14 protein-coding genes are annotated in these 11053 nt (G+C 59.0%); 9 read left to right on the top strand and 5 right to left on the bottom strand.

Features of this window, described 5'->3' with window-relative positions:
• The 3 genes from RLO149_RS13490 (at position 1) to RLO149_RS13480 (ending at position 1374) form a co-directional block, all read left to right on the top strand.
• Positions 1-462, top strand: coding sequence for a DUF6173 family protein (locus RLO149_RS13490; RefSeq protein WP_013962650.1), 462 nt, complete (start codon positions 1-3; stop codon positions 460-462).
• A gap of 163 nt (positions 463-625) precedes the next feature.
• The gene (locus RLO149_RS13485) at positions 626-760 is read left to right on the top strand and encodes an aa3-type cytochrome c oxidase subunit IV (RefSeq protein ID WP_013962649.1); all 135 of its coding nucleotides are present in this window, start codon (positions 626-628) and stop codon (positions 758-760) included.
• 5 nt (positions 761-765) lie between these two features.
• Positions 766-1374 (top strand): hypothetical protein, encoded by a 609-nt coding sequence (locus RLO149_RS13480; protein WP_013962648.1) that lies wholly within the window; start codon positions 766-768, stop codon positions 1372-1374.
• 6 nt (positions 1375-1380) lie between these two features.
• On the opposite strand, the gene RLO149_RS13475 is transcribed toward RLO149_RS13480, so the two are convergent.
• Together RLO149_RS13475 and RLO149_RS13470 are read right to left on the bottom strand one after the other, a co-directional pair.
• On the bottom strand, positions 1381-1707 hold the full coding sequence (locus tag RLO149_RS13475; protein ID WP_013962647.1) for an AzlD domain-containing protein: 327 nt from the start codon (positions 1705-1707) through the stop codon (positions 1381-1383).
• Complete coding sequence (locus RLO149_RS13470; RefSeq protein ID WP_013962646.1) at positions 1704-2435, bottom strand: AzlC family ABC transporter permease; 732 nt, start codon at positions 2433-2435, stop codon at positions 1704-1706. Before RLO149_RS13470 ends, RLO149_RS13475 begins: the two co-directional genes overlap by 4 nt.
• A 50-nt stretch (positions 2436-2485) precedes the next feature.
• Between RLO149_RS13470 and RLO149_RS13465 the strand changes: the two genes are divergently transcribed.
• From RLO149_RS13465 to RLO149_RS13450, 4 genes are read left to right on the top strand one after another with little or no spacing between them, the layout of a single operon-like run.
• Positions 2486-3373, top strand: a complete 888-nt coding sequence (locus RLO149_RS13465; protein WP_013962645.1) for a formate dehydrogenase accessory sulfurtransferase FdhD — start codon at positions 2486-2488, stop codon at positions 3371-3373.
• Positions 3370-3978 carry a molybdenum cofactor guanylyltransferase MobA gene (mobA, locus tag RLO149_RS13460; RefSeq protein WP_013962644.1) on the top strand — a complete coding sequence of 203 codons (609 nt, stop codon included), beginning with the start codon at positions 3370-3372 and terminating at the stop codon, positions 3976-3978. Before RLO149_RS13465 ends, mobA begins: the two co-directional genes overlap by 4 nt.
• Positions 3975-4469 (top strand): molybdopterin-guanine dinucleotide biosynthesis protein B, encoded by a 495-nt coding sequence (mobB, locus tag RLO149_RS13455; RefSeq protein ID WP_013962643.1) that lies wholly within the window; start codon positions 3975-3977, stop codon positions 4467-4469. The genes mobA and mobB overlap by 4 nt, the downstream gene beginning before the upstream one ends.
• The gene (locus RLO149_RS13450; RefSeq protein ID WP_013962642.1) at positions 4466-6535 is read left to right on the top strand and encodes a molybdopterin-binding protein; all 2070 of its coding nucleotides are present in this window, start codon (positions 4466-4468) and stop codon (positions 6533-6535) included. Before mobB ends, RLO149_RS13450 begins: the two co-directional genes overlap by 4 nt.
• 5 nt (positions 6536-6540) lie before the next feature.
• Here the strand turns inward: RLO149_RS13450 and RLO149_RS13445 are convergent, their stop codons facing one another.
• From RLO149_RS13445 to RLO149_RS13435, 3 genes are all read right to left on the bottom strand, one after another.
• Entirely contained in the window at positions 6541-7587 is a 1047-nt protein-coding gene (locus RLO149_RS13445) for a hypothetical protein (protein ID WP_013962641.1), read from the bottom strand.
• 14 nt (positions 7588-7601) lie between these two features.
• Positions 7602-8072: a transcription elongation factor GreA gene (gene greA / locus RLO149_RS13440; RefSeq protein ID WP_013962640.1), complete on the bottom strand. Its 471-nt coding sequence runs from the start codon at positions 8070-8072 to the stop codon at positions 7602-7604.
• Between the two features lie 154 nt (positions 8073-8226).
• The gene (locus RLO149_RS13435; protein WP_013962639.1) at positions 8227-8607 is read right to left on the bottom strand and encodes a VOC family protein; all 381 of its coding nucleotides are present in this window, start codon (positions 8605-8607) and stop codon (positions 8227-8229) included.
• A gap of 78 nt (positions 8608-8685) precedes the next feature.
• Here RLO149_RS13435 and soxR point away from each other — a divergent pair, with 78 nt between their 5' ends.
• Both soxR and RLO149_RS13425 read left to right on the top strand, forming a co-directional pair.
• Positions 8686-9132: a redox-sensitive transcriptional activator SoxR gene (soxR, locus tag RLO149_RS13430; RefSeq protein ID WP_013962638.1), complete on the top strand. Its 447-nt coding sequence runs from the start codon at positions 8686-8688 to the stop codon at positions 9130-9132.
• 163 nt (positions 9133-9295) lie between these two features.
• On the top strand, positions 9296-10945 hold the full coding sequence (locus RLO149_RS13425; RefSeq protein WP_013962637.1) for an electron transfer flavoprotein-ubiquinone oxidoreductase: 1650 nt from the start codon (positions 9296-9298) through the stop codon (positions 10943-10945).
• The last annotated feature ends 108 nt before the right edge of the window (positions 10946-11053 follow it).

Genomic DNA, 11053 nt, shown 5'->3' with positions numbered 1-11053 from the left:
ATGGGCGAACGTATCACCACCGCAGCCGAGGCGCTGGAGGCGGCCGCACTTGCAGGACTTCATGAGATTCACGCGGACCCGGATGCGTCAAACGCCTGTGCCAAACCCCTGCCCAAGGCGCTTACCGACAAGCCAGCTGTGGAAAAGTCGCCAGCGCAGTGGGCTTACGAACGTATCATCCTCTATCTCAAGAATTTCGAAGAGCAGCTGGATAACTCGCAAGAGGTTGCAATGGGGTTTACCGGTGGGGATGCCGGTGTGCTGCGCATCGAAGGCATGGGATATTTTGCGCCGGATATCGTAACCTTCTACGGCGTGGATGGCGCAGGCAGCAAGACGCAGATGGTGCAGCACGTCAGCCAGTTGAACGTCATGCTGCGCGCACTGCCAAAGCCTGCGGAGAAATCAGAACCGAACCGGATTGGCTTTCGACTGGCGCAGGAGTTGGACAAGCAGGGCTGAGTTTTTCACCCCTGTTGTGGTTGATCGATGCCACTGCCGGGCCGAATGCCCCTGCGGGCTGTGATTTTTCCGCGCAGGTGGGGCGGGATCGCGTGACATGACGCATCGAATCCAGTACGGCTTGGATAAATGTCGGAACTTAAAGAAACAAAGGACTGCGGCAATGGCAGAACACAAACACGGTGATATGGACGTTGAAGAACAAGAAAAGACCTTTGACGGGTTTATGCGCTGGACGATGCGGACGGTTATCGCAATTATCGTTCTGTTCATCTGGATGGCGATCTTTATCACTTGAGCGGCGTGATACGTTCGGCGCGACTGACCTGCGTCGCGGTACTTCTTTTGACATTGGCTGGCTGCGCTGGCGGTAGTTTCAATGACGCCACCGTTGAGGAGGCGCAGGCGGTCGCATATGTGCCGCGCGATGCGCCGAAACTGACCGTTTTCACCGTCGTAAACAACCGAACAGGCAACGGCGGCCATTCGGCGCTTATGGTGTCAGGCAGCCAGCAGGTCATTTTTGACCCGGCAGGATCTTTCGAACACGAACGGATCAGGGAACGGGGTGACGTGCTGTATGGCATGTCGCCGGGTTGGGTGGCGGCCTACAAAAGTGCGCATGCGCGCGACACATATCACGTCGTATCTCAGGAAATTGCGGTCACACCAGAACAGGCGGAACGCGCCCTTGCGTTGGTGCAATCCAACGGGGCGGTCGGCAGTGCATTCTGCGCCAATGCGACTTCTTCGATCCTGCGTCAGGTGCCGGGGTTCGAAGAGATATCGGTGACATTCTTTCCGGTCAATCTGATGGACCAAATTGACAAGCGGGACGATGTCGAGACATCAAAATACTATGAAAACGATGCAGGCGATGTGCTGGACGGAATCAACGCGGCCCCCATCTGACGCGCGTCAGCCCAAGAGATATAGCAACGCATAAAGCGTCAAGGCTCCGGCGAATATTGCACCAAACACGTTGCGCGTGATCAGACCGACCGTGAGCGTCACAACCGCCGCCGCCAGCCGTGCAGGGTCCAGCATGCCATCTGTGGCCGCTGGCCAAACGATCAGCGGCGCGACCAGAGCAGGCAGGATCGCCACGGCCGTGTAGCGCAGGTGTCGCAGCAGCCAGGGCGGCATTTGCCGCGACCCGACCAGCCCGATGAAGGCAAAGCGCAGGAAATAGCTGCCGACGCCAAGGCCAATGATCACGAACCACAGATCACTTTTGTCGATCATGGGGCTGGTTTCCGGCGGTCAAAGATGACTTCGGCCTGTGCGCCTGCCATCATCGCAAGCACCCCGGCCACCAGCAGTCCCATGGAATAGGGCAATCCGGCCGCAAGCAGGCTAACGAGGATGGACACGAAAGCTGCCACCAGATGCGCGGGTGTTCTGAGCATGGGCGCCATCAAGGCGAGAAACGTAATCGGAAGCGCGAAATCCAGCGCCCAGCTGTCCGGGACCTGCGTACCGATCACCGCCCCGATATAGGTGCAGAGATACCATGCTGGCACCACAGGAGCGACGCAGCCAAAGAAATACGCCAGCCGTTCGGGCAAGGTCATCTGTGGTTTGGCTTCATACTCGACCGTGGCGCAGGCATAGGACTGATCGAGGATGAAATAGGCGAGAAAGGCCCGTTTCCACAAAGGTGCTGCGCCCAGATAGGGGGTCAGCGATGCCGAGTACATGGCCATGCGCAAATTCACCGCCAGAGCGGATGCGAGAACGATAATCGTCGGGGCCTCTTCCGCCATCAGTTGCAGCGCGGTGAATTGCGCCGCCCCAGCAATGACCACAACCGAAAAGGCAAGCGTTTCCAGAATATTGAGCCCTGCTTCGGTCGCCAGCACGCCAAAGAGCACGGCAAAGGGTCCGACCACGAAAACAAACGGTATGCCACCGCGGAACCCGCGCCAGAAGACGGAATGCAAGTCGGGTGTTTTCGCTGTGGTGAAGGACATTGGATGCTTTTATACAGGGTGCGCGGACAGCTACATCAGTGTCGGGGGGGATGCAATTGGCCAGACTTGAAGATACGGACGATTATCTCATCGCGCCCGACCCATCTGCAGCGCGGTTGACGCGTGCTGTGACGGGGACAGATCACACCGGCGCTGAGGTCGCCACGAATGTGGTCGAGGAACGTCCGTTGACGATTTTCCTGAACGCGCAGGAAGTCGTGACGGCGATGACCATCGGGGATTATCCGGACTACCTTGCGCTGGGTTTTTTGCGCAATCAGGGCATGCTCAGCGATGACGACGATATTACCGGCGTTGAGTATGACGAAGACCTCGAAACGGTGATTGTTCGCACCGCCCGCAAGACCGATTACGAAGAGAAAATGCGCAAGAAAACCCGCACCAGTGGCTGCGCGGTGGGGACGGTGTTTGGCGACATGATGGAGGGGTTGCAGGATGTGCGCCTGCCCGCGACATCTGTGCGCACCTCCTGGCTTTATGCGTTGAGCGCGCGGATCAACCGCACGCCTTCGCTTTACCTTGAAGCCGGTGCGATCCATGGCACGGTGCTGTGTCACGAGGCGCGCCCGCTGGTCTATATGGAGGACGTGGGCCGCCACAATGCCGTGGACAAAATTGCAGGCTGGATGCTGTCCGAAAAGGTGCAGGCGGCGGACAAGCTGCTTTATACGACGGGGCGTCTGACGTCTGAAATGGTCATCAAAACGGCGATGATGGGCATCCCTGTGCTGGCTTCGCGCTCCGGGTTTACGGCCTGGGGGGTCGAGATCGCCCGCGAAGTGGGCCTGACGCTGATCGGCCGGATGAAGGGGCAACGGTTTATCTGTCTGAGCGGTGAAGACCGCCTGATCCGGGATGCAAACCCCGATGACATTGCGCAGGAACCGCGTCGCGCCGGACGCAAGGGGGCGATGTGAAGCAACCGTTGGGTGTGATCCTCGCCGGCGGGCAATCGACGCGCATGGGCGGGGGCGACAAGGGGCTGCTGGACCTTGGGGGTGGCACCCTTCTGTCGCATGTGATTGAGCGTCTGGAGCCTCAGGTTGCGGGGCTGGCGCTGAACGCCAATGGCGATGCGGCGCGTTTTGCACAGTATGGTTTACCCGTGCTGCCCGACAGCATTGATGGCTTTGCCGGGCCGCTTGCCGGTGTGTTGGCCGGGCTTGATTGGGCGGCGGAGAAAGGCGCGGATACGATTGTGACAGCGGCGGCTGACACGCCGTTTTTTCCGGGCGATCTGGTGCCGCGCCTGCTGCTGGTCAGTGAGAGCATGAGCCATCCCCTCGCGCTCGCCACAACACCGGATGCAAAACGGGGCCGCGTGCGCCATCCGACATTTGGCGTCTGGCCCGTGGCCTTGCGGGACGATCTGCGCGACGCGCTGCGCGGGGGCTTGCGCAAAGTGGTTTTATGGACGGAGCAGCATGAGGGTCGCGAGGCCTTGTTCCCTGTGACGACCTTTGATCCCTTCTTCAACGTCAACACGCCCGAAGACCTGAAACACGCGGAGAGCTTGCTATGAGAGTTTACGGGGTCGTCGGCTGGAAAAACGCGGGCAAAACGGGGCTTATGGAACGGCTCGTGACCGAGATTTGCGGGCGTGGTTTCACAGTCTCGACCGTGAAACACGCGCATCACGTTTTCGACGTCGACCAACCCGGCAAGGACAGCTATCGCCACCGGACTGCGGGGGCCACCGAGGTGTTGCTGTCCTCGCGCAAACGCTTTGCGCTGATGCATGAATTGCGCGATGAGGCCGAGCCTGCGCTGGATGCACTGCTTGCCAAGCTGCAACCAGTCGACCTGGTGTTGATCGAAGGATATAAACGCGACGCGCACGCCAAGGTCGAAGCCTTTCGCGCCGAGACTGGCAATGCGCTCATCGCGGCGGATGACCCCACTATCAAAGCCGTTGCCAGCGATGTCCCGTTGGATTTGGACCGCCCCGTCTTTGATCTGAATGACACAGGGAAGATCGCGGATTTCATTCTGTCGCAGGTGGGGCTGGCATGAACTTCGACACCGTCCTGATGGTGGATTGGTCCGGTGGCAACGACCGGGGTGCGCGACCGACAAAAGACGCCATCTGGCTATGCGTTGCGAGAGACGGCCGCGCCGAAGAGCCACAGTATATGCGCAACCGGCAGGTGGCTGAGGACTGGATCGCGGCATTTCTGACGACGGAAACCACCGCCGGGCGCAAAACGATTGTGGGGTTTGATTTCCCCTTTGGCTATCCCAAAGGATTTGCGCAGGCGCTCACCGGGCAGGATGCCGCCTTTGCCGTTTGGCAGTGGTTTGAGGATCGCATCGAGGACAGTCCGCAGTCCAACAATCGCTTTGATATTGCCGGTGAGATAAACCGCAAATTCGGTGGTGCCGGTCCCTTTTGGGCCAATGCACTCAAGCGCGATATCGAGGGGTTGCCGCGGACCAAAGAGGTGTACGAGAACCCATTTCCGGATCGGCGTGCAGCTGAACTGCATGCAAAAGGCGCCTTTACCTGCTGGCAGATGGCCGGGGCCGGGGCGGTCGGTTCGCAGGTGTTCATGGGGTTGCCGGTGCTGTCACGCTTGCGCAGGCGATTTGGGGCAAAGGTCTGGCCTTTTGAACCACTGACCAACGATGTCGCCTTTGTTGAAATCTGGCCGTCCCTGACCGTGGGGGCAGCCCCTGCGCATATGATCAAGGATGCCTGGCAGGTTCGGGAAGTGGCGCGGACGGTATCCGCGATGACGCCCGAACAGTTGGCCGAGGTGCTGGATGTTGATGCGCCCGAAGAAGGGTGGATTTTCGGTCTTGGCCACGAAGCGCTGCTGAAAGAGGCCGCAAAGCTGCCACCGCGCCTCAGCAACAGCTGTTTTGCGCTGCCACCGGGCGTGCATTGGACTCCGGTTGCCGAAGCGCTGGAGGCGTTGAAAGCACGGCTGGCACCTGTGACCGGCATATCAGAAACACCGATTGCGGAAGCTGCAGGGCAGGTCACTGCGCGCGATTGCATTGCGCAACGCAGCAACCCGCCCCTGCCCAATACGGCTGTGGATGGTTATGGCTTTGCCGGTGGGCGGGCAGAGGGGCTGCATAGGATGCCGCTGGCTGAAACGCGCGCGGCGGCGGGTGATGCGCCCGCGACCCTGCCCGTGGGGCAGGCGATGCGTGTTCTGACCGGGGCGGCTCTGCCACATGGTGTCGATACGGTTGTCTTGCAGGAGGATGTGACCGTCAGCGAGGGGCAGGTGGCCTTTCAGGGCCCGATCAAGCAGGGGGCCAATACCCGCAAAGCGGGCGAAGACGTGGTGGCTGGTGATGTGGCGGTGTCTGCCGGTGTGCGCATCAAGTCGGCGGATGTTGCCTTGCTGGCCGCAACCGGGGTGCAAACGGTTGAGACTTACGCGCCGTTGCGCGTCGCGGTCGTCTCAACCGGGGCGGAACTGGTCGACGCCGGAAAACCTGCGCGTGATGGTCAGATATATGACGCCAATCGTCCCATGCTGATCGAACTGGTCCGGGGCTGGGGCCATGTCCCGGTAGATATCGGTATCGTCCCGGATGACAGGGAAGCGCTGGCGCAGCAGCTGTCGCGCGCGGCGCGCGCGGCCGACGTGATTATCACCAGTGGTGGCGCGTCAGCGGGGGATGAAGATCATGTATCCGCCCTGCTGAATGACGCAGGCAGCATGAGCCTGTGGCGCATTGCGGTCAAACCGGGGCGGCCGCTCGCCCTGGGGATGTGGGACGGTGTGCCGGTGTTTGGCCTGCCGGGTAATCCGGTGGCAGCCATGGTGTGCTCGCTGATTTTTGCGCGCCCCTCTCTTGCGCGCCTTGCGGGGGAGGCGTGGCCCGAACCGCAGGGGTTCGAAGTGCCAGCCGCCTTCAGCAAAAACAAAAAGCCGGGGCGCTCGGAGTTTCTGCGCGCGCGCATCCGGCAGGGCCGGGCGGAAGTGTTTGCATCCGAAGGATCTGGCCGGATATCCGGGTTGTCATGGGCCGAAGGGTTGGTCGAGTTGCCACAGGAGGCGGCGACAATCAAACCGGGTGATCCGGTGCGCTATATACCGTTTGGTAGTTTTGGGCTTTAGCCCGCTTAGTCGAAAGTCCCTGCCACGCGGCCAAGCAACATAAACGCCCGCGCGGTGCGTGTTTCTGCAAGCGCTACGATATCACTGTCATCGGCGCGTTTCTCGAATTCGGCGAATGTCTTGTCAAACAGCCGCAAAAAATGATGCGCGGCATCGCGGAAAATCGGATCCTGTTTCATCCGTCCCGACGTGAGCGCCAATGATGAGCGATCCCGAATGCCCCCGAGCGGTGCGATGGAACGCCCCCGGATTCCCTGCCCGAATTGACGCCAGATTTCGGGACGCGCCCGGTCTGGCAGCAAGTCATCCATGTAAATCCCATCCTGACTGAGCAGCGTCAGAACATCCTGTGCCGCCTGAATAAGCTGCGCTGACGTGCGGTCTTTCAAAGCGCGCCGCAAGGCCGCAAAGCCCAACGCGTCCTCGGCGGTTTCGGGAAAATTCAGCGCGCGGATGAAATCGGCTGCGTCCAACGGAGGGGCGAGATCTTCGGCGTGCGTGCCCAGGGCGAGCGCTTGTTGCTGATCTCCCGATGCGGGCGGTTGAACGCGCGGGGCTGGTTGCCTCTCTTGTTCGCGCCGCGTTGAAAATGTGGCGAGCACGGTTTCAGTTTTGCGTGTGGCGGCTGCGATCTCATCCAGTTTCTTCGCAACGGATGAAGGTTCAACGCCGGTGGCGGCATTCTGACTTTGTGCAATATAGGTATGTCGGATCGCATCCAGTGAGGCCTGCAACCGCTGGCTTTCCTCGCGCATCACTTTGGAGGCCCGCGCCGCAGAAGCTGCAACCCAGACCATGCCAATGGGCATGAAAATGGCCATGATCGTCATCAGGAACCGCAAAGCCCCCGAACCATTGCCACCCTCAATTGCCTCACTCGGCAGCATCAGGAAAAACAGACCAGCCCCAAAAAGCCAGATGGCCGAGATTGTGATCGCAATGACTTCTATACCAGAGATGACCTGCGTTTTCGGGCGATCATATATGCCAAGAGACGTCGGTCGCGTCTGCGCCGAGCCTGTCTGTGGGTCTTGTTCGGTGGCATCGGCCATATCACAGGGTCCTGTCAGGCATAGACGATTTTCAACACCTCATAGGCTTTTTCGCCACCCGGCGTGCGCACTTCGACGCTGTCGCCTTCGTCCTTGCCAATCAACGCGCGCGCTATGGGGGATTTGATGTTGAGCAGCCCTTTCTCGACATTCGCCTCATGCTCGCCCACGATCTGCCAGGTTTTTTCCTCGTCGGTGTCTTCGTCGACAAGAGTAACGGTCGCCCCAAATTTGATGGTGCCGGACATCTTTGATGGATCGATCACCTCGGCCAGACCCAACACCCCTTCGAGTTCCTTGATGCGCCCTTCGATAAACGAGTGCTTTTCGCGGGCAGAATGATATTCGGCATTTTCGGACAGATCACCGTGCTCGCGCGCTTCTGCGATGGCACTTATGATGGCCGGACGCTCAACAGACTTCAGGTTCTTCAGTTCGGCTTCAAGATCAGTGTGGCCCTTACGGGTCATGGGTATCTTATCCATTGGCGGTATCCACGAAATGCTGCGGCCCGCCGGGGATGCCGGGGGCCGCTGGTGACAATTGCGTCCTACCTGACCCAAAGGCGCGGCAGATTGCAAGGGGAGTCGACCCCCCGAGGGCTGCCGCTAGGCGGAAAAATTCCCGTAAAGGGCGACATCAGTCATATTGAACGATTTCATATTCAATCCCGTCATGGTCGTGGAAATAAAATCGCCGTCCGGGGCTGTAGTCCGCATGATTGATGGCGCTGAACCCTGCTGCGGTGACCTTGGTTTCCAAATCATCGATGTCATCGACCACCAAAGCGATATGGTTGAGGCCACCCGTCGTATTATAACTGTTGTTACCTTTAACGACGGCTGTACGGGGTTGGTAAAGCGCGAGGTACTGCGTGTCGGTGCCGATGTGCAGCGATAGGCCCCCGTCAATCGCGGGTCCTTGCCACCGCACATCCCATCCAAAGAGGGTTTGCATCCAGAGCGCTGTCTTATGGGCATCTGAAACGGTAAAATTGGCGTGTTCAAGTTGAGCAGGCATGTTTTGTCCTTTCGAAATTGCGAATGTCACGATAGCGTAATTCCTGAACCTAACTTTAGGTCAAGGGATTTGTTTGATATGGATGAAGGTCTTTCAATCGGCAGGCTGGCGGCGCGGACGGGGCTCGCGGTGTCGGCCATTCGCTATTACGAGGCGCAGGGGCTTTTGAGCCCTTGGCGTAACGCAGGCGGGCAACGACGGTTTTCGCGCGCAGACCTCAGGCGGCTGAGTTTTGTGATGATTGCCCAGCAATTCGGGTTCACCCTGCCACAGATCAAAGCAGAGCTGGATCGCCTGCCGGGCAGGCGCACCCCCACCAAGGCAGATTGGGCCGAGATCAGTCAGGGCTTTCGCACCGCACTGGACCAGAAGATCGACACTTTGACCCGGCTGCGTGATAATCTTGATGGGTGTATCGGATGCGGGTGCCTGAGCCTGCCAAGCTGCGCGCTTTACAATCCGGTGGACAAGGCCGCAGCAAAAGGTGCCGGCCCACGGTATTTGATGGGTGACCGCCCCGAGTGATCGGATTTTGCGCATTTGACCCCTGTGCATTCCGTTAAGCAGGACCAAAGATACATTTTGACGCGGTGTAGCGATTGCATTGCGCCAAGACGTGGTTTAGCCAATCGCGAAGTTTATTTTACTTGGCATAACGCCATATGCGGAATTGACAGGGGGATCGTCCATGACCGACACGCCACGCGAAACAATGGAATATGACGTCGTAATTGTGGGCGCCGGACCTGCCGGGTTGTCCGCCGCGATCCGCCTGAAACAACAAAATCCAGACTGCGAGGTCGTCGTCCTTGAAAAGGGCTCAGAAGTCGGGGCGCATATCCTGTCCGGGGCTGTGCTGGACCCGATTGGTCTAAACGCGCTGATCCCCGACTGGAAAGAAAAGGGCGCGCCGCTCAACGTGCCGGTGCGCGAGGATAATTTCTATTACCTTGGTGAAGCGGGCAAAATTCGCATTCCAAACGCCCCCATGCCGCCGCTGATGCACAACCACGGAAATTACATCGTTTCGATGGGTAATGTCTGTCGCTGGATGGCAGAGCAGGCCGAAGAACTGGGTGTGGAAATCTTCCCCGGCATGGCGTGTTCCGAGCTGGTTTATGGCGATGATGGCGAAGTCAAAGGTGTTGTCGCTGGTGAGTTTGGAAAAAACGGCGACGGCAGCCATGGTGATGCCTATGAGCCCGGTATGGAGCTGCATGGCAAATACGTTTTCCTGTCCGAAGGCGTACGTGGATCGCTGGCAAAGCAGGTTATCGACAAATATGACCTCAGTGCCGGGCATGAGCCGCAGAAATACGGTCTGGGCATGAAAGAAATCTGGGAAATCGACCCGGCCAAGCACAAAGAAGGTACCGTGACGCATACGATGGGTTGGCCCTTGGGCCGCAATGCGGGCGGCGGTTCCTTTATATATCACCTTGATAAAAATCAGGTTTATGTTGGTTTCGTTGTGCACCTGAACTACAAAAACCCGCATTTGTTCCCCTATATGGAGTTCCAGCGCTTCAAACATCATCCGATGGTGGCGGACCTGCTGGAGGGTGGTAAACGCGTGGCTTACGGCGCGCGCGCCATCAGTGAAGGCGGATATCAGTCCATGCCGAAAATGGTGGCACCCGGTGTTGCGCTGCTTGGCTGTTCTGTCGGAATGGTCAACGTGCCGCGGATCAAGGGCAACCACAATGCGATGCTGTCCGGTATTGCCGCCGCTGAGGCCGCGATCGAGGCGATTGCCGCCGGGCGTGCAAGCGATGAGCTGACCGCCTATGAAGAAGAAGTGCGCACAGGCGAAATCGGCGCAGACCTCAAGAAAGTCAGAAACGTCAAACCCATGTGGTCCAAGCGCGGTCTGATGGCGAGCCTGATGTTGGGCGGCGCTGACATGTGGACGAACACTATGGGCTTTTCCCTGTTCGGCACCATGGCGCATGGCCAGTCGGACGCTGAAGCCACCGAGGAAGCGTCCAAACACAAACCCATCGATTACCCCAAACCGGATGGGAAATTGTCATTTGACCGACTGACCAATGTGGCGTTCTCTTTCACGAACCACGAGGAAAGCCAGCCTGCGCATCTGACCTTGAGGGATGCGGCGGTGCCCGTGTCCGTTAACTTGCCCAAATTCGCAGGCCCTTCGGCGCGATATTGCCCGGCGGGTGTCTATGAATTCGTCGAGGAAGAGGGCAAGGACACACGTTTTGTGATCAATTTCCAGAACTGCGTGCATTGCAAGACCTGCGACATCAAGGACCCCGCGCAAAACATCGTCTGGACGACCCCACAGGGCGGCGACGGCCCGAACTATCCTAACATGTAAGCGGCGCACAAAGATCCAAGGTCAAAGGCATCGCCCGCATGCTGCGAACAAGATATCGTGTGGCAGGTGGGCGCGCCATTGCGCTTGCAAGCGAACCTGATAGCCTGC

It is taken from the genome of Roseobacter litoralis Och 149 (assembly GCF_000154785.2).
GTDB classification, from domain to species: domain Bacteria; phylum Pseudomonadota; class Alphaproteobacteria; order Rhodobacterales; family Rhodobacteraceae; genus Roseobacter; species Roseobacter litoralis.
The sequence above is the reverse complement of the archived record's forward strand: the minus strand, read 5'-3'. Positions and strand labels throughout refer to the sequence as shown.

Bases quoted from the DNA above. Each gene is read 5' to 3' on its own strand.
- RLO149_RS13490 (WP_013962650.1), top strand. From the start codon at position 1: ATGGGCGAACGTATCACCACCGCAGCCGAGGCGCTGGAGGCGGCCGCA.
- RLO149_RS13485 (WP_013962649.1), top strand. From the start codon at position 626: ATGGCAGAACACAAACACGGTGATATGGACGTTGAAGAACAAGAAAAG.
- RLO149_RS13475 (WP_013962647.1), bottom strand. From the start codon at position 1,707: ATGATCGACAAAAGTGATCTGTGGTTCGTGATCATTGGCCTTGGCGTC.
- RLO149_RS13470 (WP_013962646.1), bottom strand. From the start codon at position 2,435: ATGTCCTTCACCACAGCGAAAACACCCGACTTGCATTCCGTCTTCTGG.
- RLO149_RS13465 (WP_013962645.1), top strand. From the start codon at position 2,486: ATGCAATTGGCCAGACTTGAAGATACGGACGATTATCTCATCGCGCCC.
- mobB (WP_013962643.1), top strand. From the start codon at position 3,975: ATGAGAGTTTACGGGGTCGTCGGCTGGAAAAACGCGGGCAAAACGGGG.
- RLO149_RS13450 (WP_013962642.1), top strand. From the start codon at position 4,466: ATGAACTTCGACACCGTCCTGATGGTGGATTGGTCCGGTGGCAACGAC.
- RLO149_RS13445 (WP_013962641.1), bottom strand. From the start codon at position 7,587: ATGGCCGATGCCACCGAACAAGACCCACAGACAGGCTCGGCGCAGACG.
- greA (WP_013962640.1), bottom strand. From the start codon at position 8,072: ATGGATAAGATACCCATGACCCGTAAGGGCCACACTGATCTTGAAGCC.
- RLO149_RS13435 (WP_013962639.1), bottom strand. From the start codon at position 8,607: ATGCCTGCTCAACTTGAACACGCCAATTTTACCGTTTCAGATGCCCAT.
- soxR (WP_013962638.1), top strand. From the start codon at position 8,686: ATGGATGAAGGTCTTTCAATCGGCAGGCTGGCGGCGCGGACGGGGCTC.
- RLO149_RS13425 (WP_013962637.1), top strand. From the start codon at position 9,296: ATGACCGACACGCCACGCGAAACAATGGAATATGACGTCGTAATTGTG.